The 19,957-nt window shown below is 62.6% G+C and carries 18 protein-coding genes; 10 read left to right on the forward strand and 8 right to left on the reverse strand.

The window, feature by feature from the left end:
* Positions 1–110: 110 nt before the first annotated feature.
* Together FJ527_RS04160 and FJ527_RS04165 are read right to left on the reverse strand one after the other, a co-directional pair.
* Positions 111–1,484 (reverse strand): PleD family two-component system response regulator, encoded by a 1,374-nt coding sequence (locus FJ527_RS04160; RefSeq protein ID WP_015317622.1) that lies wholly within the window; start codon positions 1,482–1,484, stop codon positions 111–113.
* Positions 1,485–1,517: 33 nt separating this feature from the next.
* Positions 1,518–1,874 (reverse strand): response regulator, encoded by a 357-nt coding sequence (locus FJ527_RS04165; RefSeq protein ID WP_280110242.1) that lies wholly within the window; start codon positions 1,872–1,874, stop codon positions 1,518–1,520.
* A 262-nt stretch (positions 1,875–2,136) separates the two neighbouring features.
* On the opposite strand from FJ527_RS04165, the gene FJ527_RS04170 reads away from it, so the two are divergent.
* Positions 2,137–2,436 (forward strand): DUF3572 domain-containing protein, encoded by a 300-nt coding sequence (locus FJ527_RS04170; RefSeq protein WP_140661177.1) that lies wholly within the window; start codon positions 2,137–2,139, stop codon positions 2,434–2,436.
* Positions 2,433–3,086: a hypothetical protein gene (locus tag FJ527_RS04175; protein WP_140661176.1), complete on the forward strand. Its 654-nt coding sequence runs from the start codon at positions 2,433–2,435 to the stop codon at positions 3,084–3,086. The genes FJ527_RS04170 and FJ527_RS04175 overlap by 4 nt, the downstream gene beginning before the upstream one ends.
* A 74-nt stretch (positions 3,087–3,160) precedes the next feature.
* Here FJ527_RS04175 and FJ527_RS04180 read toward each other — a convergent pair whose 3' ends face one another.
* Together FJ527_RS04180 and FJ527_RS04185 are read right to left on the reverse strand one after the other, a co-directional pair.
* Complete coding sequence (locus FJ527_RS04180) at positions 3,161–4,720, reverse strand: hypothetical protein (protein ID WP_140822380.1); 1,560 nt, start codon at positions 4,718–4,720, stop codon at positions 3,161–3,163.
* Positions 4,721–4,813: 93 nt separating this feature from the next.
* The gene (locus FJ527_RS04185) at positions 4,814–5,401 is read right to left on the reverse strand and encodes a GNAT family N-acetyltransferase (protein ID WP_015317617.1); all 588 of its coding nucleotides are present in this window, start codon (positions 5,399–5,401) and stop codon (positions 4,814–4,816) included.
* A gap of 65 nt (positions 5,402–5,466) precedes the next feature.
* Here FJ527_RS04185 and FJ527_RS04190 point away from each other — a divergent pair, with 65 nt between their 5' ends.
* On the forward strand, positions 5,467–6,795 hold the full coding sequence (locus tag FJ527_RS04190) for a DNA polymerase IV (RefSeq protein WP_041163442.1): 1,329 nt from the start codon (positions 5,467–5,469) through the stop codon (positions 6,793–6,795).
* Between the two features lie 6 nt (positions 6,796–6,801).
* On the opposite strand, the gene FJ527_RS04195 is transcribed toward FJ527_RS04190, so the two are convergent.
* Complete coding sequence (locus FJ527_RS04195) at positions 6,802–7,308, reverse strand: hypothetical protein (RefSeq protein WP_140821846.1); 507 nt, start codon at positions 7,306–7,308, stop codon at positions 6,802–6,804.
* A gap of 191 nt (positions 7,309–7,499) precedes the next feature.
* Here FJ527_RS04195 and FJ527_RS04200 point away from each other — a divergent pair, with 191 nt between their 5' ends.
* Complete coding sequence (locus tag FJ527_RS04200; RefSeq protein ID WP_140821848.1) at positions 7,500–8,381, forward strand: DMT family transporter; 882 nt, start codon at positions 7,500–7,502, stop codon at positions 8,379–8,381.
* Positions 8,382–8,390: 9 nt separating this feature from the next.
* Here the strand turns inward: FJ527_RS04200 and FJ527_RS04205 are convergent, their stop codons facing one another.
* From FJ527_RS04205 to FJ527_RS04215, 3 genes are all read right to left on the reverse strand, one after another.
* Positions 8,391–9,194 (reverse strand): potassium channel family protein, encoded by an 804-nt coding sequence (locus FJ527_RS04205; RefSeq protein WP_140723585.1) that lies wholly within the window; start codon positions 9,192–9,194, stop codon positions 8,391–8,393.
* 55 nt (positions 9,195–9,249) lie between these two features.
* Positions 9,250–12,777 (reverse strand): DNA polymerase III subunit alpha, encoded by a 3,528-nt coding sequence (gene dnaE, locus FJ527_RS04210; protein ID WP_140821850.1) that lies wholly within the window; start codon positions 12,775–12,777, stop codon positions 9,250–9,252.
* Positions 12,778–12,884: 107 nt separating this feature from the next.
* Positions 12,885–14,897 (reverse strand): acetyl/propionyl/methylcrotonyl-CoA carboxylase subunit alpha, encoded by a 2,013-nt coding sequence (locus FJ527_RS04215; RefSeq protein ID WP_140821853.1) that lies wholly within the window; start codon positions 14,895–14,897, stop codon positions 12,885–12,887.
* Positions 14,898–15,146: 249 nt separating this feature from the next.
* On the opposite strand from FJ527_RS04215, the gene FJ527_RS04220 reads away from it, so the two are divergent.
* From FJ527_RS04220 to FJ527_RS04245, 6 genes are all read left to right on the forward strand, one after another.
* Positions 15,147–16,274, forward strand: coding sequence for an S-(hydroxymethyl)glutathione dehydrogenase/class III alcohol dehydrogenase (locus FJ527_RS04220; protein WP_140821855.1), 1,128 nt, complete (start codon positions 15,147–15,149; stop codon positions 16,272–16,274).
* 68 nt (positions 16,275–16,342) lie between these two features.
* Complete coding sequence (gene gfa / locus FJ527_RS04225) at positions 16,343–16,912, forward strand: S-(hydroxymethyl)glutathione synthase (RefSeq protein WP_015317610.1); 570 nt, start codon at positions 16,343–16,345, stop codon at positions 16,910–16,912.
* Positions 16,913–16,976: 64 nt separating this feature from the next.
* Complete coding sequence (locus FJ527_RS04230) at positions 16,977–17,444, forward strand: YaiI/YqxD family protein (RefSeq protein WP_015317609.1); 468 nt, start codon at positions 16,977–16,979, stop codon at positions 17,442–17,444.
* Positions 17,445–17,474: 30 nt separating this feature from the next.
* Positions 17,475–18,152, forward strand: coding sequence for a DUF1345 domain-containing protein (locus FJ527_RS04235; protein WP_140723599.1), 678 nt, complete (start codon positions 17,475–17,477; stop codon positions 18,150–18,152).
* 97 nt (positions 18,153–18,249) lie between these two features.
* The gene (locus FJ527_RS04240; protein ID WP_140821857.1) at positions 18,250–19,131 is read left to right on the forward strand and encodes a cytochrome b/b6 domain-containing protein; all 882 of its coding nucleotides are present in this window, start codon (positions 18,250–18,252) and stop codon (positions 19,129–19,131) included.
* 1 nt (position 19,132) lies between these two features.
* Entirely contained in the window at positions 19,133–19,924 is a 792-nt protein-coding gene (locus tag FJ527_RS04245; RefSeq protein ID WP_140821859.1) for a molybdopterin-binding protein, read from the forward strand.
* Positions 19,925–19,957 lie beyond the last annotated feature (33 nt).

The raw sequence follows: 19,957 nt of genomic DNA on the forward strand, positions 1-19,957 counted from the left end.
CGCAAGAGCTTATGGAAATCAACAGTTTCTTAACCAAGGCTCGCGAATCGCTTGGATTAAGGTAAATGGGTAACCCTGTTGGGGTTGACCGGATTATCGGGGCCGGAGCGTCAAGCTGCCTTGGCAACGACGCGGTTGCGGCCGCCGCTCTTGGCTTCGTAGAGCGCGAGATCGGCGCGTTTCATCAATGCCGCCACCGTGTCCACGCCCTTCAGCACCGATGACACGCCAACACTGACGGTGACCTCGATCGTCTTGCCCTCGGCGCCGATGGCGAACGGCATCTGGGCGATTTCGGCACGAATGCGCTCGGCCACCTTCTCGGCCACTGCGCCGTCGGTATCGGGCATTACCACCACGAACTCCTCGCCGCCGAACCGGCAGGCAAGGTCGATACCCCGGACGTTCTTGCGCAGCCGCCGCGCGAATTCGCGCAGCACCTCGTCGCCGCCGTCATGCCCATGCGCATCATTGATGGACTTGAAGCGGTCGAGATCGGTGATCATCACCGACAGCGGCCGGCGCCGCGCCACGGCGCGATCGAACAGCGTCTGCAGATGGCTGTCTAGATAGCGGCGATTGTGCAGCCCGGTGAGGCCGTCGGTCACGGCCATTTCGATGGTCTGGGTGACACTGGCGCGCAATTGGTCATTGTAGCGCTTGCGGCGCACCTGGGTACGCAGCCGCGCCGTCAGTTCCTGCTGGTCGATCGGCCGCATCAGATAGTCGTTGATGCCGAGTTCGAGCCCTCGGATGATGCGCTCCTCCTCGCCCTCCTCCGCCAGCAGAATGATCGGCACGAAACGGGTGCGGTCGAGCGAGCGCAGTTGCGAGCAGAGCCTGAGCGGATCGAAATCGGCGAAGGCCGTCGAGATCATCACGCATTCATAGGGCGTCTCCGCGGCCTGGAAGAACCCGGCATGCGGATCGCCCGTGACGTCGAGGTCGGCACGATCGCGCAGCATCTTCTGGATGCGCTCGACCGACGATTTGCGCTCGTCGATCAAAAGCACCTTCGGCGTCGTGTCCTCGGACGCGAAATTGCGGCTCAAAAGTTCTTCGATGCCGATGTTGCGCGTGGTCGAGGCGCGCAGCCGAAGCTCGTCGGTCAACGACTTCAGGCGGACCAGGCTCTTGACGCGCGTCATCAGCTGCAAGTCGTTGACCGGCTTGGTCAGGAAATCGTCGGCGCCGGCCTCGAGCCCGCGCACGCGGTCGGTGACCTGATCGAGCGCGGTGATCATCACCACCGGAATGTGCGACGTCGCCGGATCGCTCTTCAATCGCCGGCAGACCTCGAACCCGTCCATGTCGGGCATCATTACGTCGAGCAGCACGACATCGACCTTGCCGTTCTCGCAGGTCTCGATCGCATCGGCCCCATTGGTGGCGGTCAGAACCTCGAAATACTCGGCCAGCAGCCGGACTTCCAGCAGCCTCACATTGGCAGGGATGTCGTCGACGACGAGGATCCGCGCAGTCATTTCACAACGCTCCGGCTCGGCTGGAAGGGTACATCAGGCATCGCCCAGATAAGATTTGATGGTTTCGATGAAACGCGGCACCGAGATCGGCTTCGAAATATACGCCTCGCAGCCGCCTTGGCGGATGCGTTCCTCGTCGCCTTTCATCGCAAAGGCAGTCACCGCAATCACCGGGATGACGTGCAGATCGTCGTCCTCTTTCAGCCATTTGGTCACTTCCAGTCCCGACACTTCGGGCAGTTGGATGTCCATCAGGATGAGGTCCGGCCGGTGCTGGCGCGCCAGGTCGAGCGCCTCCAGACCGTTGCGGGTGCGCACCGTCTCGTAACCGCTTGCTTCGATGAGGTCCCGAAAGAGCTTCATGTTGAGCTCATTGTCCTCGACGATCATGACCTTCTTAGGCATCGGCATCCCGTCCCGGCCGTCCTCCACCCGGAGGTGGCCGTCATGCGCTCTTTCCTTGAACGCACCAAACCCTGCTTCACTATACGGCAATATGATTGACGAAACGGAAACCCGAAGCCTGCAAAGCAGCACGAATTCCGCCTCGCCTCCCTGCGCGTCCAAAAGGCGCGCCACACGCTAATGGCTTGCCGCAAGCAATTCTTGCCATTACTGCGGGAGAGACTCATTCCACGCACCGAAGGTAGTGATGGCAAACGCAGCGTCAATGCGCGAAGAGGCGGAAACCATTGCCGTCAAGGCACTGGGCTTCGTTGCCACCGATCCGGAGCTTTTACCGCGCTTTCTGGCAATCACGGGAATAGAGGCGCATTCGATCCGCCGGGCGGCCGGCGAGCCGGGTTTCATGGCCGGCGTCCTGCAGTTCATTCTCGCCCACGAGCCGACCTTAATGCGCTTCGCCGAGGAAACCGGCACGCCACCAGCGGCTGTCGGCAAGGCGTTGCGCGTCTTGCCGCTTGGCGATGACAATCACGAGCACTCCACATGAGCGATGATCCCGAAACCGCGCGCCAGATCGAGGAACTGGCGGCTGACGACCGACCGCTGCTGGTGCTCGATGTCGATGACGTGGTGCTCGAATTCATCCGGCCCTTCCCGCATTTCCTCAAGGCGCGCGGCTATGGCCTGACGCTGGCGTCCTTCCGGCTGACCGGCAACATTGCCGAGACAGCCAGCGGCCGCCTGATCGGACAACCTGAAGTCACCGCACTCCTCGGCGATTTCTTCGACGCGCAAGCCGATTGGCAAAGCATCACCGATGGCGCCGCGGAAGCCCTGACCGGGCTTGGAGACCGTGCCGAAATCATATTGCTGACAGCCATGCCGCACCGGCATCGCGCCGTGCGACGCGCCCATCTCGATGCACTGGGGCTAGCCTATCCGCTGCTGACCACCGAAATGGCCAAGGGCCCGGCGGTAGCCAAACTGCGCGGCAAGAGCGGCAGGCCGGTGGTCTTCGTCGACGATCAGCCAGCCAATCTGGCGTCGGTGCGTGACTCGGTCGCCGACGCAAACCTATTCCATCTGATGGCCGACAATTCGCTGCGTACGTTCCTGCCATCGGTCCCGGACGATGTCATCGTCGTCCAGGATTGGCACGAAGCCGCGCCTAAGATCGCTGGCGCGCTGGGGTTCTAATCCAGGCGTTTTGGTGCGATCCCGGACGAAAAAACCGGTTCGCACTGTTCCGGATTTGCTCAAGGGCAGAACACTCAAGGATTGAGCTTCGCCCCTGCCCCGCCGTTAGCGCCGCCGCCATTATCGCTACCGCCATTATCGCCGCCGCTCTCATCGTCCGAACCGTCACCGTCGTCGACGCTATCGTCCACCGCCGGGTCGGCGGGCTTCAGCATGACGCCGTTGACGGTGACCGAGCCGTCGGCCTTGGTGTTGATAGCCCATTCCAGCTTGCCATCCGGCAGCGTCTTGGCAAAACCCTTCGCCATGAGAGCGACAGGCACGTACTGCCCGACTTCCGGCTCCGCCTTCGCCGCTTCCTGCAGATGCTCCATGATCTTGTCGAAGCCGGCGACGTCGACAGTGAGATTTGCGTCGGGTTTCTGGCCGAAGCTTGTCATCTCACCTTCCAGCGCGATCTCCATGTCCTTGTTCTTCACGGTACTGTGGCCGATGACGACCTTCGGCGTCTTGGCCAGGAATTCGGCTTTGAGCTGGTCGCCGAACTCGGCCGGCAGCGGCGGATCCTGGTTGAGATCAAAGGCTTCGATGGCCTTCTTCGCCATGCTGTCGAGATCGATGTTGGCGCCGCCGAAATTCAGGTCGATATCGGTGGGCAGCAGCGCCACGCTCCAGCTCGGCAAAAGCTGCTGCGGCACGGTCAGCCCCGAAGCCTTGATGCCATAGCTGACCTTTCCGTTCTGGGCGACGCCGTCGGAACCGAACGCTATGCCGAACTGGGTTGCTCCGAACGTGCCGATAGGGCTGTCGACCGCGAAGTCCTTGAAGCCATAGGTTCCGTCGATACGCTCCCACACCGGAAGCGCTGCAAGCAGAAGCGACTTGAGCTGCGCCTGGTTTGCCTTCAGCGTCTTCTCGTCCTCATTGGCCACGGCAAACGCCAGGAGATCGAGCAGAGGCTTGGTCTGCACGCCCTTGCCGCTGGCCTCCACGGAAAATTCCGGCGACTTCACGGTGACGGGAAAATTCAGCCCGCTCTCGGCGTCGTTGAATTTTATCGCTTCGACGAAGTTCGAAATCTTTTGCGACGTCGTGAAATCAACGCCGCCATTGGTCGCCTTGGTCGCGGAAAGCGTCACGGTGCCGGCACCGGCGGTCACATCCATCTTTTGCTTGGCGTCCTGCGACGACATCGTCATTCCGGCCATCGAGCTCGTGGCGCTGGTGAAGGCCGCCAGCTTGGGATCGTAGACGCCGTTGCCCTTGCCGTCCTTGATCGAGAACTGCGTGCTCTGCTTTCCCTGAGGGCCGTTGAATTCAAAGGAGGCGCTCTGCGAAAAATCCATCGAGACATCCCAGGACCCGTCGCTGCGCGGCTTGACCAGCAGGGCGTAGGGCGCGAAGTCGAATTTCACCAGCTTCTGGTCGGGAAAGCTGCTGGCCAGCGCCTTGAAATCAACCAGGATCTTGTAGGCGGCGCCTTCGGCCGAAACCTTCAGGATGCCCTTGTCGAGCGCCTGTTTGCCGACATAGCGCGACAGGTCATCGGACAATTGCTTGGCGCCCTGACTGTCGACGGTCTGGCCGAAAGCAGGCGCGCTCAGCAGGAACGCGGTAAAGGCAATAGGCAGCATACGGTTCACGGGAATTCTCCGTTCGTCGAAAAGGCAAAAATGGTTTCGTATCTCTGGTAGGGAAATACCATCGCGACTGCAAGACGATGACAGTCAGGCAATCGGCTTCAACACCAGCCGCATCAGCGGCCGACCGGCCTTGCGCTCCACAAGCCTTTCGAACCCGGCTTTCTCGAACACTCCCGATGACCCGACAAACAGGCCGATCGAACGCGAATCGCGCGACAGGTCGATCGGGCAGGCCTCTACGAGCCGCGCCCCGTTCCTGCGGGCGAACTCGATGCCGCCTTCGACGAGGCGGTGCGTGATGCCCCTGCCGCGCGCCTTGGCGCGGATGAAAAAGCACGAGATCGCCCAAACGGCCGGATCGGACGCGTCGGCGGGATCGATCGGCGCCGAGCCCCTGCCCTTGTTGTTCCATTCGGGCACGTCGGCGCGTGGCCCGATCTGCATCCAGCCGACCGCCTTGCCGTCCTCGAAAGCCAGCAGGCCGGGCGGCGGGCCGGCTTCGATGCGCGCCTTGATGTGATCCTTGTTGCGTTCACGGCTGCTCTCGCGCCGCGCCGCCGGCGCCAGCCGGAAATGCGTACACCAGCAGCCGTAGCAGGCGCCCTGCTTGCCGAAAAGGTCCTCGAATTCAGGCCAGAGCTCTGGCGCCAGCGGCACTACGGTCGTGCTCATGCGTTCTCCCCAGGCCAGGCTTGTCGCTGGCCTTGCGCTGTCGTACCATTGGCTCTGTTCTCTTTATGTTCGCAGCGATGGCGACCCCTGTCAACAATCCCGACCACGGTTTTTGTCGTGACTGCCTGACCTTTCAGCGCAGTGAAACGCGCCGTTGCGAACGCTGCGGCAGCCCTCGTCTTGCCCGCCATCCCGAGCTTTACCGGCTGCACCTTGCCCATATCGATTGCGACGCCTTCTACGCGGCCATCGAGAAGCGCGACAACCCTGCGCTCAAGGACAAGCCGCTGATCATCGGCGGCGGCAAGCGCGGTGTCGTCTCCACCGCCTGCTACATCGCTCGCATCCGCGGCGTGCGCTCCGCCATGCCGATGTTCAAGGCGCTCGAGGCCTGCCCGGAGGCGGTCGTGATCGCGCCCAACATGGAAAAGTACGTGGCCGTCGGCCGCGAGGTGCGCGCCATGATGCAGGCTTTGACACCGCTGGTCGAGCCGTTGTCGATCGATGAGGCCTTCCTCGACCTCGCCGGCACCGAGCGCCTGCACGGACTGCCACCGGCCGTGGTGCTGGCGCGCTTTTCGCTGGCGGTGGAGAAGGAGATCGGCATCACCGTTTCATCAGGCCTGTCCTATTGCAAATTCCTCGCCAAGATAGCGTCCGATTTCCGCAAACCGCGCGGCTTTTCCGTCATCGGCGAGGCGGAGGCGGTCGGCTTTCTGGCCACGCAGCCGGTGACCATGATCTGGGGCGTCGGCAAGGCGTTCAACGCCACGCTGGAACAGGATGGCATCCGCACGATCGGCCAGCTCCAGAAGATGGAGCGTGGCGACCTGATGCGCCGCTATGGGGTGATGGGCGAACGGCTCTACCGGCTTTCGCGCGGTGAGGATGTCCGCCGCGTCGACCCAGACCAGGACGCCAAGAGCGTATCGGCCGAAACCACTTTCGACACCGATATCGCCTCACTGGACGAGCTTGTCTCGGTGCTGAGGGGCCTTTCGGAAAAAGTCTCGGCGAGGCTGAAGAAATCAGGCATTGCGGGGCGCACCGTGGTGCTGAAGCTGAAGACCCAGGACTTCAGGCTGCGCACGCGCAACCGTCAGCTCGGCGACCCGACCCGCCTCGCCGACCGCATCTTTTCGACCGGCGTGGAACTTCTTCGCAAGGAGACCGACGGAACGAAATTCCGATTGCTCGGCATCGGCGTCAGCGACCTCTCCGACGACGACAAGGCCGATCCGCCGGATTTGGTCGATGTGCAGTCGCGCAAGCGCGCCATGGCCGAAGGCGCCATCGATGCACTACGCGACAAGTTCGGCCGCAAGGCGGTGCAAACCGGCTACACCTTCGGCAAGGGCCGCGACGCCCATCCGCCGGAGCCGCTGGAAGATTGAACCCGATCAGCTGCGTCGAAGATCGATGCGGCTGGTCACCACGCTCTTGCCGGTCTTGGGATCGCGGTCGACCACGGTCAAGACTATGCCCTCCGCACCGTTTTTCTGCACGGTAAGCTGCGCGGCGCGGTCGCCATTGACCTCCTTGGCCCAGCGGATGGCGAGGTTTATCGCATTGCCGGAACGGCTTCCGTTCAACTGCGCCGGTCCGGTGCGCGATCCCACATAGACACCGCTGTATTTGGCGCCGCTGGTCTTCAGGCGAGCACTGATGGCGCGTGTCACCAGGATCAGGCCGCGGCAATTGCCGTCGAGGGACAGCGAAGACGATGTCGCATTCGATTTGAACGTGCAGGAAACGCTGACCGTTGGCGCCTGCGTCGTCACCTGAACGGTTCCCTTGCCGGCGAAATTGCCCTTGAAGGATTGGAGAAATTTGCTCTCGTCCGCATGCGCGGCTGTGGCCGCGACAGCCAGGCACCCGGCAAGCACAAACCGCGTGAGTAATGTCATCGAAGGTCTCCTTGTGACGGGTGGAACGGCGATCGGTGATGCTCAGGCGGACATCGCGACTCAACGCGGCTTGCCATGTCAGGTTCCGCCCGCGACAGGGCCGTTTTGCAACGTCGCGTCAATATCTCTGGCCCAGTCAAATGCGGCGGCTAGTGGTTGCGGCAAAAACCCCGGCTTGCGAGATAGCTGACATGGCACCTACCCCCTCGATCCCCAAGGCCGCTTTCTGGATGGCGCTGTCGATCGCCTCGTTCCTGGCGATGTCGGTCGCCGGCCGCGCCACGACCGCCGAGCTCAACGTCTTCCAGGTGCTGGAACTGCGCTCGGTCATCGGGTTCTTCATTCTGCTGCCGCTGGTGATGATGAGCGGCGGCTTCGCGGCGATGCGCACGCAGCGGCCCGTCGCTCATATCGCCAGAAACGTCATCCACTATACCGGGCAGGCGGCATGGCTCTACGCATTGACCTTGATTCCGTTGGCCGTGCTGATTTCGATCGAATTCACCACACCGATCTGGACGGCTATCTTGGCGGTGAGCTTTCTTGGTGAAAGGTTGTCCCGGCCAAAGCTTGCCGCGATCGTACTGGGCCTGATCGGGGTGGTGATCATCGTTCGTCCCGGTGTGGACTCGGTCGATCCGGGCCATCTCATCGTGCTCGGCGCCGCGGTTTGCTTCGGCATCTCGGTGGTCCTGGTCAAGTCGCTGACGCGGACGGACAGCGTCGTGCGCATCATCTTCTGGATGCTGATCATCCAGTCGGTGGTCGGCCTCGTTCCAGCCCTTTACGAGTGGCGCAACCCGCCGCTGGAACTGTGGCCATGGATCGTGCTGATCGCCTTCACCGGCATGTCCTCGCATTTTTGCATGGCCCGTGCGCTTGGCTATGCCGACGCCACCGTCATTTCGCCGATGGATTTCCTGCGTGTACCGTTGTCGGCGCTCATCGGCTGGCTGCTTTACAGCGAGCAGATCGACGCCTTCACCGCTGGCGGTGCATTGCTGATCCTGATGGGCAATCTGCTCAACTTGCAGCGCAAGGCAGTCAAGCCGGCAGAAGTCGCGGCGTCATAGCGTTGCCAGTCAGTTCCCTTCGTCTGGAATGTTGAGCACGTGTCCGCACGCCTTGCAGTGTACGGCGTCCGGCTCGTGACGCTGCAACCCGCATTGCGGACAGGGAAAGAACACCTTGGCCGGCCGAAAGATCGCCTGCGCCAGCCTGACGAACAGCGATATGCCGATGATCATGGTTACGATCGCCGTCAGCTTGCCGGCGATGCCCGGCAGCACGATGTCTCCGAAGCCTGTCGTCGTCACGGTCGCGACGGTGAAGTAAAGCGCGTCGATGTAGTTTTCCAGTCCGGCTCCGTTGCGAAAAAAGAACGTGTAAACGAAGCCCGTGATGACAAAGAGAAAGGTCAAAAGGTTGATCACCGCGTGGCTTGCCTCGCGCCAGGGCCGCAGGCCACGCATCTCGAAATGCCGCCAGATCGAACCGCTGCGCGACAGCGACCATAGCCGCAGGATGCGCAGAAAGCCGAGGCTCGCGAGAGCCGTCGGCATCAGCAGCGTCAGAAGGATGAAGGCATCCACCCAAAAGGTCGGCTGCTTCATCAGGCGCAGCATGTCGTTGGAGGCGAGCAGCCTGGCAATCAGATCGGCGGCGACGAGAGCCGCCACGGCATAGTCTAGCCACAGAAACGAGGGCGACTGCTGGATGACCGGGGTGGCGATGAAAAAAGCGATGATGGCGAGGTCGATGATGACAGCCACCAGTTGGAACCGGAACGCGGCCGGCGAGCGTCCGTGATAGAGCCTGCGCAGCCTGTCGCGTAATCGCGCCGTCGCGGAAAGGTTCTGCGATGGGCGCCTCTCCTTGGCCTTCATGCTGGCATGAGCAGCCGGTGCCGGCCCGCGGAGTGCCGCCTGGTAAGCGCGCAGATCACACCAGTTCCACTTCAATCACGCCCGGCACGGCGCGCATTGCCGAGGCGATCTGTGGCGAGACGCGATAGCCGCCTTGCAGAGCGATCTCGACCTCGCCCTGCGCCTCTTCCTTGATCACGATAATGCTCACCTGGCTTTCACCCCGCTGCGTGAGTTGGGATTGGATCATCGAGGCAGGTCCATCGTTCCTGACGAAGATGCGCAGCGCCTTCTGGATGCGGCTTGCCTCGTCCTCCAGCGATTGCACGGAGTTGATGCGCAGGTTGACGCCCTCGGGCCTGTCCTCCGCCGCGACAGTGATGACAACCGAGCGGCCGGCTTCGAGGAGGTCGCGATACTGGGCCAAACCTTCTGAAAACAATACGGCCTCGTATTGGCCGGAGGTGTCCGAAAAGGCCACCACGCCCATCTTGTTGCCGGTGCGCGTCTTGCGCTCCTGCTTGCTGGTAACGGTGCCGGCAAGCCGGCCGGCGGAAGCACCGCGCTTGACGGCGGCGGAGAACTCCGCCCAGTTCTGCACCCGCATCTTCTGCAGCGCCGCCTTGTACTCGTCGAGCGGATGCGCCGAGAGATAGAAGCCGACGACCTGGAACTCGCGGTGCAGGCGGTCGGCAGCGAGCCACGGATCGGTCGCCGGCAGATTGAGCGCCTGCGACTGTGCGCCGAGCGAGGCGCCGAAGATGTCGGCCTGACCCGAAACGGCGTTCTGCTGGGCGAGCGACGCCAACCCCATCATCCGCTCGACGCCGGCCAACATCTGGGCGCGGTCGTGGCCGAAGCAGTCGAGCGCGCCGGCCATGATCAGGCTTTCGAAAACCCGTTTGCCGACGATCTTCGGGTCGACCCTCTCGCAGAAATCGGCCAGGCTCTTGAACGGCTTTTCGCCGCGAACGGCGACGATGTGCTCCACCGCGGCATCGCCGACGCCCTTCAGCGCGGCCATCGAATAATAGATCCGGTTCTCCCCGACCTCGAAGGCACGGAAACTCGTCATCACCGACGGCGCCAGGACTTCGATGCCAAGGCGCAGCGCATCCTGGCGGAAGTCGGCGAGCTTGTCGGTGTTGCCCATGTCTAGCGTCATCGACGCTGCCAGGAACTCGACCGGATAATGCGCCTTGAGATAGGCGGTCTGGTAGGAGACGACAGCGTAGGCGGCCGCATGAGACTTGTTGAAACCGTAGTCGGCGAACTTTGCCAGCAGGTCGAAAATGAAGTCGGCTTGCGGCTTTGCGACGCCGCGCTCGACCGCGCCGGAGACAAAGCGTTCGCGCTGCTTGTCCATCTCGGCGCGGATCTTCTTGCCCATGGCGCGCCGCAGAAGGTCGGCTTCGCCAAGCGAATAGCCGGACAGCTCCTGCGCGATCTGCATCACCTGTTCCTGGTAGACGATGACGCCTTGCGTCTCCTTCACCAGATGGTCGATCTTGGGATGGATCGAGGCCATCTCCTCCTCGCCATGCTTTCTGGCGTTGTAGGTCGGGATGTTCTCCATCGGTCCCGGCCGGTAGAGGGCAACCAGCGCGATGATGTCCTCGATGCAGTCGGGCCGCATGCCGATCAGCGCCTTGCGCATGCCGGCACTTTCCACCTGGAACACGCCGACCACCTCGCCGCGCGACAGCATCGCATAGGTCTCGGGATCGTCGAGCGGGATGGTCGCCAGGTCGATATCGATGCCGCGCCGGCGGATCAACTTGACGGCCGTCTCCAGCACCGTCAGCGTCTTCAGGCCGAGGAAGTCGAACTTCACCAACCCCGCCTGCTCGACATATTTCATGTTGAACTGGGTGACAGGCATGTCCGAGCGCGGATCGCGGTACATCGGCACCAGTTCCGACAACGGTCGGTCGCCAATGACGATGCCGGCGGCGTGCGTCGAGGCGTGGCGGTAGAGGCCCTCCAGCTTCTGCGCCATGTCGAGCAGCGTCTGCACGATCGGCTCTTTCTCGGCCTCCTCCGCAAAGCGCGGCTCGTTGGCGATGGCGTCGGCGAGCTTGACCGGATTGGCCGGGTTCTGCGGCACCATTTTCGACAGCTTGTCGACCTGGCCGTACGGCATCTGCAGCACGCGGCCGACGTCGCGCAGCACGGCGCGCGCCTGCAGCGTACCGAAAGTGATGATCTGGCCGACCTGGTCGCGGCCGTATTTCTGCTGGACGTAGCGGATCACCTCTTCGCGACGGTCCTGGCAGAAATCGATGTCGAAATCGGGCATCGAAACGCGGTCCGGATTGAGGAAGCGTTCGAACAGCAGCGAGAAACGCAGCGGATCGATGTCGGTGATGGTGGTCGAATAGGCAACCAGCGAACCAGCGCCCGAACCACGCCCCGGCCCGACCGGAATGCCTTGCGCCTTGGCCCATTTGATGAAGTCGGCAACGATCAGGAAGTAGCCCGGGAATTTCATCTTCTCGATGATGCCAAGCTCGAATTCGAGCCGCTCTCGATACTGCTCGACCGTGTAGCCCGGTGTCGGTCCGTGCAGGGCGAGCCGTGCATCGAGCCCCTCGCGCGCCTGACGGGCCAGTTCCTCGGCCTCGGCCTTTTCGGCGGCGTCCTTGTCGGAGGCATCGCCGCCCGTGAAACGCGGCAGGATCGGACTGCGGGTTTTTGGATAGTAGGAGCAGCGCAGCGCGATCTCGACAGTGTTGTCGATGGCTTCAGGCAGGTCGGCGAACAATTTCGCCATATCGGCCTGACTGCGCAGGAAATTGTCCGGCGACAGCCGGCGGCGGGTGTCGACGGCGACAACCGACCCCTCGGCGATGGCGATCAACGCATCATGCGCCTCATACTCGTCGCGCGACGAGAAGAAGGCCTCGTTGGTGGCAACCAGCGGCAATTCATGGGCATAAGCGAGATCGATCGAGGATTTCTCGATCATCCGGTCGTAGCCCGAAACCCGGTCCAGCTCGACATAGAGGCGGTCGCCGAACATCGCCTTGAGCGTTACCAGCCTCGCTTCGGCAAGATCGCGGCGATCTTCCTTCAGGGCCATGCCGATCGGGCCGCGCGGCCCGCCACTGAGACAAATCAGGCCGTCACATTGGCCGTCCATCATTTCGGTGGTCAGGTGCACCGCTTCGCCGGGCGGTGTTTCAAGGTAAACGCGGCTGACCAGCCGGACCAGATTGGAATAGCCGGTTTCGGTCGCCGCGATCAGCACGACCGGCCGCATATCGGGACCTAGCCGACGGCGGTCACGCTGGCCGTCGCTGTTTTCGCCGGAAAACGCGAGCGCGATCTGGCAGCCGATGATCGGCTGGATGCCGTCCTTCACCGCCTTCTGGGCGAACTCCAAGGCGCCGAACAAATTGTTGGTGTCGGTCACCGCGATCGCCGGCGCTTCGTCCTTGACGGCATGGCCAACGATCTTGCCAAGCTGAAGCGCGCCTTCCAGCAGCGAATAGGCCGAATGCACGCGAAGATGGACGAACGGCCGCGCCGGCACCTCCGGCCGCGCGGCTGCGATCGCGGCCTCGCGCTTCAGGGGATCGCGTGGAAGTCTCTCATCCGCCATGGTTTCTCGCGCTGTCCGTAAGACTTGAGTCGATGGAGATGTATTGTCCGGGACCGGGCGATACCAGTCCAGCACAAACGACTACCGACCCACAGGCTTCCAGCCGTTCAGGCGAATTCCATGATCACCGCGTCGACGGCCAGGCTGTCGCCCGGCTTGGCGTTGAGTTTCGAGACGACGAGGTCGCGCTCGGCGCGCAGAACGTTTTCCATCTTCATCGCCTCGACCACCGCCAGCGTCTCGCCCGCCTTGACCTCCTGGCCTTCGACAACGGCGATCGACACCACGAGGCCCGGCATCGGGCAGAGCAGCAGTTTCGACGTGTCCGGCGCTATTTTCTCCGGCATCAGCCGTTCCAATTCGGCGGTGCGCGGCAGCATGGCGCGCGCGGTCACCGACATGCCTTTCCAGGCGATGCGGAGGCCATTGGCGACAGGACGGATCTGGGCGGCAACCCTGCGCTTGCCGACCGTGCCGCGCCAGATGAGATCGCCGGGCCGCCAATCGGACGAAACTGTCAGCGCCTTCCCGCCATCGATGGACAGGTCCATTTCCATCGGGATGGAAATCATGCCTTCGAGGATCGACGCCGACAAATACTCTTCGCCGATCTTCACCACCCAGTCGCGCTTGAGCGCTCCCGAATGCGGCGCCAGCCGCCCGCCCAGCCGGTCGAGACGGTCGCGGCGCAGCAGTTCCACGGCCGTGACGATCGATGCCAGAACGGCTTTTTCCTCGCTGTTCGGCACGACGGGGGCAAAACCGTCGGGATATTCCTCCGCGATGAAGCCGGTCGATATCGCCCCTTCCCGCCAGCGTGGATGCTGCATCAGCGCCGCCAGGAACGGTATGTTGTGCTCGATGCCGTCGACGACAAAGCTGTCCAGCGCTTCCGACATGGCGTCGATGGCCTCGAGCCGCGTCGGCGCCCAGGTGCACAGCTTGGCCAGCATCGGATCGTAGAACATGGAGATTTCCGAGCCTTCGGTGACACCGGTGTCGTTGCGGATGACGACCTCGCCGAAGCGGCCTTCCTCGGGTGGCCGGTAGCGTGTCAGCCGGCCGATCGACGGCAGGAAATTGCGATAGGGATCCTCGGCGTAGAGCCGGCTTTCCACCGCCCAGCCATTCAGCTTGATGTCGCTCTGCTTGATGGCGAGCTTTTCGCCGGCGGCGACGCGGATCATCTGCTCGACCAGATCGATGCCGGTGACGAGTTCGGTCACCGGATGCTCGACCTGCAATCGTGTATTCATTTCAAGGAAATAGAAGTTCTTGTCCTTGTCGACAATGAACTCGACGGTGCCGGCGCTCTGGTAGTCGACAGCCCTGGCCAACGCCACCGACTGCTCGCCCATCGCCTTGCGCGTCTTGGCATCGAGGAAGGGCGATGGCGCCTCTTCCGCCACCTTCTGATTGCGGCGCTGGATCGAGCATTCGCGTTCGCCAAGATAGAGCGCGTTGCCATGCCTGTCGGCCAGCACCTGGATTTCGATGTGACGCGGGTCGACCACGAACTTTTCGATGAAGACACGGTCGTCGCCGAACGAACTCTTGGCTTCCGAGCGCGCCCGGTCGAATCCGTCACGTACTTCCGACTGGTCCCAGGCGATGCGCATGCCTTTGCCGCCGCCACCGGCCGAGGCCTTGATCATCACGGGATAGCCGATCTCGCCGGCGATCTTTTCGGCGTGATCGGCATTCTCGATGACGCCGAGCCAACCCGGAACCGTCGAAACCTCGGCGGCGTTGGCGAATTTCTTCGACTCGATCTTGTCGCCCATCGCCTTGATTGCCCTGGGTTTCGGCCCGATGAAGACGATGCCTTCCGCTTCCAGGGCTTCGCAGAACGCGGCTCGCTCGGACAGGAAGCCATAGCCGGGGTGCACGGCCTGAGCGCCCGTCGCCTTGCAGGCCGCGATGATCTTTTCAGGAACGAGGTAGCTCTGCGCGGCAGGCGACGGCCCGATATGCACCGCTTCGTCGGCCATTTCGACATGCACGGCATCGCGATCGGCGTCGGAATAGACGGCGACCGTGGAAATGCCCATCTTGCGCGCCGTCCTGATGACGCGGCAGGCGATCTCACCACGATTGGCGATCAGGATTTTGGTGAACATGCGGGCAGAATTCCCCTCCGGCAGATGGTTCAGTTCTATGGACTATGTCGCCAGGTCTCAAGTGCCGCAGCGGACGACATGGCGGGCGTCCCTCCCAATGCTTCCGTCGCACTCCCCTGCCGAGCCGGGCTGGTTGTCGACGGTGTGCTATCTGCGTCAAGAAAGCCAAGATTTCGTCTCATCTGAGAGTTGATGAGCAGCTCAAAACCTGAAACCTTGGCTCAAAATCGCCTTTGGAGGAATTGCCCGATGAAAACCCGCGCCGCTGTCGCTGTCGCCGCCGGAAAGCCGCTGGAGATCATGGAGGTCGACCTTGATGGACCGCGCGATGGCGAGGTGCTGGTCGAGATCAAGGCGACCGGCATCTGCCACACCGACGAATTCACGCTGTCGGGCGCCGATCCCGAAGGCCTGTTTCCCGCCATCCTCGGCCATGAGGGCGCCGGCATCGTCGTCGATGTCGGGAAGGGCGTCACCTCGGTCAGGAAGGGCGACCATGTCATCCCGCTCTATACGCCCGAATGCCGTCAGTGCCCGTCGTGTTTGTCGAGGAAGACCAATCTGTGCACCGCCATCCGTGCCACCCAGGGGCAAGGGTTGATGCCGGACGGCTCGTCGCGCTTTTCGATCGGCAACGACAAGATCTTCCACTACATGGGCTGCTCGACCTTCTCCAACTTCACCGTGCTGCCGGAGATCGCGGTGGCCAAGGTCAACCCCGACGCGCCCTTCGACAAGATCTGCTACATCGGCTGCGGGGTCACCACCGGTATTGGTGCGGTCATCAACACCGCCAAGGTCGAGCAAGGCGCGACAGCGGTGGTCTTCGGCCTCGGCGGCATCGGCCTCAACGTCATCCAGGGCCTGAAGCTTGCCGGCGCCGACATGATCATCGGTGTCGACCTGAACAACGACAAGAAGGAATGGGGCGAGCGATTCGGCATGACGCATTTCGTCAATCCGAAGGAGATCGACGGCGACATCGTGCCTTATCTCGTCAACATGACCAAGCGCGGTGCCGACCAGATCGGCGGCGCCGACTACACATTCGACTGCACCGGCAACACCAAGGTCATGCGCCAGGCGCTGGAGGCCTCGCATCGCGGCTGGGGCAAGTCGGTCGTCATCGGCGTCGCCGGTGCTGGCCAGGAGATTTCGACCCGGCCGTTCCAGCTGGTCACCGGCCGCAGCTGGATGGGCACCGCCTTCGGCGGCGCGCGCGGCCGCACCGACGTGCCCAGGATCGTCGACTGGTACATGGACGGCAAGATCCAGATTGACCCGATGATCACCCACACGCTGAAGCTCGAGGACATCAACAGGGGATTCGACCTCATGCATGAGGGCAAATCGATCCGGAGTGTCGTGGTTTACTAAAAGACAGCCACACGCCGCCGGCCATCCGGCCAGCGACCCCTGTGGTGAAACATGGGAGGAGAGAAACAATGGCGGAGAAACTGCATCCAAAGATCGACAATGGGCTGCCCAAGGAGAGCGCCAGCTTTGCCGGCGGCACGCTGGTCTGCGCCTGCACCAGCAAGCCGGTCAAGGTGAAGGTCAAGGGCCAGATCGCCCACAACCACGCCTGCGGCTGCACCAAATGCTGGAAGCCGGACGGTGCTGTGTTCTCGGTGGTGGCCGTTGCCGGCACCGGCGATGTCACCGTCACCGAGAATGGCGACAAGCTCAAGGTGGTCGACCCCTCGGCGCTGATCCAGCGTCATGCCTGCACCCAATGCGGCGTCCACATGCACGGACCGGTCGAGCGTGACCATCCGTTCAAGGGCCTGTCCTTCATCCATCCCGAGCGCTTCGAGGAAGACGGCTGGTCGCCTCCGGGCTTCACCGCCTTCGTCTCCTCGATCATTGAATCCGGTGTCGACCCAAGCCGCATGGACGGCATTCGCGGCAGGCTGAGGACGATCGGGCTGGAACCCTATGACTGCCTCAATCCGGGCCTGATGGACTATATCGCCACCTGGACGGCCAAGAAGTCCGGCGCCCTGCCGGCCTGACCACCGAGAGATTTCAGGCAAGGGCCGGATATGTTTCCGGCCCTTGCTCGTTTCCGGAGAGACAATGCCCGCACCCGCCATCTACGTCGACGCCGACGCCTGCCCGGTCAAGGCGGAGGTAGAAAAGGTCGCCGAGCGCCATGGCGTCGTCGTCACCTATGTTTCCAATGGCGGTCTGCGCCCCTCCCGCGACCCGATGATCCGCAATGTCGTGGTCTCCAAGAGTGCCGATGCCGCCGACGACTGGATCGTCGAGAACACCAAGCCCAACGACATCGTGGTGACGGCGGACATTCCGCTCGCCGCCCGCACGGTGGCGCTCGGCGCGCATGTGCTTGGACCGACCGGGCGGCCGTTCACGCCCGAGACGATCGGCATGGCGGTGGCGATGCGGGACCTCAAACAGCATTTGCGCGAAACCGGCGAGAGCAAGGGCTACAATGCCAGCTTCGCGCCGCAGGATCGTTCCCGGTTCCTGGGTGAACTTGACCGCATCTTGCGACGCGCGCTGAAATCCGCCACACCGGGCTAGCAACAAAGCGCCATCCAGGTGGAGACCGCCATGGCCGCCGAAACCCCGATCGAGAAACCGATGCAGCGCCACATGCTGTTCGCGGTGTCGGCCTGTATCGGTGCGTTTGCGCTGCTTGTGGCGCTGCTGCTGCACGCCCCACTCGCCTATTCGATCGGCGCCAACATATTTTTTGCCGCTTACGTCCTTCTTGTCGTCAGCCAGATGCCCAAATTCACCGGCAAGTACCTGAGCAAGAATGCACGCGCCACCGATCAGCCGGTGCTGGTGATCTTCGCGGTCACGCTCGTTGTCGTCGGCGTTGCCCTTGTCTCCCTGTTCCTGCTGATCAATCGCAAGGATGGGGATCACCCGATCGAACTCGGCTTCGCACTGCTGTCGATCCCGCTCGGCTGGTTCACCATCCATGCCATGGCTGCGCTCCACTATGCCCATGTCTACTGGATGGACGGCGACGCGGTCGACGCCGGCACCAATAAGAAGATTCCCGTCGGCGGCCTGCTGTTCCCGGGCGACAAACGCCCCGAAGGCTGGGATTTCCTCTATTTCTCGACCGTCATCGGCATGACGGCGCAGACCGCCGACACCAACATCTCGACGACGCACATGCGCTGCGTCGTGCTTGTCCACTCGGTCCTGTCGTTCTTCTTCAACACGGTCATCGTCGCCGCCGCCGTCAATCTCGCCGTCAGCCTGGGCGGTCCGTAATAAATCCGTGATCGCATGAAACATCGGTTTGGATCGCGACGTATCAAGAGGACAATGAACGCTTAGGACAAGCCGCAAGGCCGGGAGACCAGACAACATGGAATCGGTTGCCAGAAGCCAATCCGAAATTGGACCGGGCGCCCCCGCGTCAAAAGAGAAAACATTGATCTACCGGCAGTCGCGCTGGACGCGGCTGACACACTGGCTCTGGGCCATCTCGTTGTTTTTCATGCTGCTGTCCGGCCTGCAGATCTTCAATGCCCGGCCGCAGCTCTACATCGGCAAGCAATCCGGCTTCGACTACAACAACACCATTTTCGCCATAGGCGCCGAAAACACCAATGCCGGGCCGCGCGGCTACACCGAAATCTTCGGCCACCGCTTCGACACGACAGGCGTCCTTGGCTGGTCGGGCCCGACCGGTAACGAGACGGCGCGCGGTTTCCCGTCCTGGGCGACGATCCCGTCCTACTATGACCTCGGCACCGCCCGCGTGATCCATTTCTTCTTCGCCTGGATATTGACGACGACCTTGATCGTCTGGCTCGTCGCCAGCCTGATCAACGGCCACATCCGCCGCGATCTGGCGCCTCGCCTGGATGACCTCAAACGCTTGCCCCGGGACATCGCCAACCACGCCAGGCTGAAATTCCACCACACGCGCGAATACAACACGCTGCAGAAGATGGCCTATGGCGGCGTGCTGTTCGTGCTCTTGCCACTGATGATCATCACCGGCCTTGCAATGTCGCCGAGCATGAATTCGGTGCTGCCCTTCCTCAATGAATTGACGGGTGGCCGGCAGACGGCACGCACCATCCATTTCACCGTCATGCTGCTGCTGGTCGCCTTCTTCGTCATTCACATCCTGATGATCCTCGCCGCCGGCCCGATCAACGAACTGCGCTCGATCATTACCGGCTGGTACCGCACTGATCCTCCCGTGCATGACGACAAAACGTCCGAGAGGAGTGCCTGAGATGGCGAAATTTGAGATAAGCCGCCGAAAGTTCCTCACCGCCGCCGGCCTCGGCGCGTCCGGCATCATGCTGTCGGGCTGCGACGCCTTCGACAGCCAGCTCAACATCGGCAGCGGCCTGCGCAGTTTCCTCGAAAACGCCAATGGCCTGACCCACAAGGCACAACGGTTGCTCGGCGGCGGCAATTCGCTGGCGCCCGAATTCACCGAGGCTGACATCCGTCAGCCAATGCGGCCGAACGGCGTGACCGCGCCGGACGACGACGCTTACAAGGCCCTGCTCGCCAACAACTTCGCCGATTGGCGCCTGGAGGTGTCAGGCCTCGTGGAAAAGCCGCTGTCACTCACCCGCCAGCAGCTCATGAACATGCCGAGCCGCACCCAGATCACCCGCCACGACTGCGTCGAAGGCTGGAGCTGCATCGCCAAATGGACCGGCACGCCGCTGGCGCTGCTGCTCGACCAGGCGGTGGTCAAGCCACAGGCGCGCTATGTCATGTTCCATTGCCTCGACACGATCGACCGCAGCCTGTCAGGCGACATCAAATATTACGGCACGATCGACCTCATCGATGCCCGCCATCCGCAAACGATCCTTGCCTACGGCCTGAACGGCAAGCCGCTGCCGGTCGAGAACGGCGCGCCGCTGCGTGTCCGGGTCGAGCGCCAGCTCGGCTACAAAATGCCGAAATATCTCTACAAGATCGAACTGGTCGACGGCTTCGCCACTATCGGCGGCGGCCGGGGCGGCTATTGGGAAGACAACGGCTATGACTGGTATGGCGGGATTTGACGGTCCCTCGCATACGGGCCGAGCACGACTTGT

The organism is Mesorhizobium sp. B2-4-18 (genome assembly GCF_006441385.1).
Taxonomy (GTDB): Bacteria; Pseudomonadota; Alphaproteobacteria; order Rhizobiales; family Rhizobiaceae; genus Mesorhizobium; species Mesorhizobium australicum.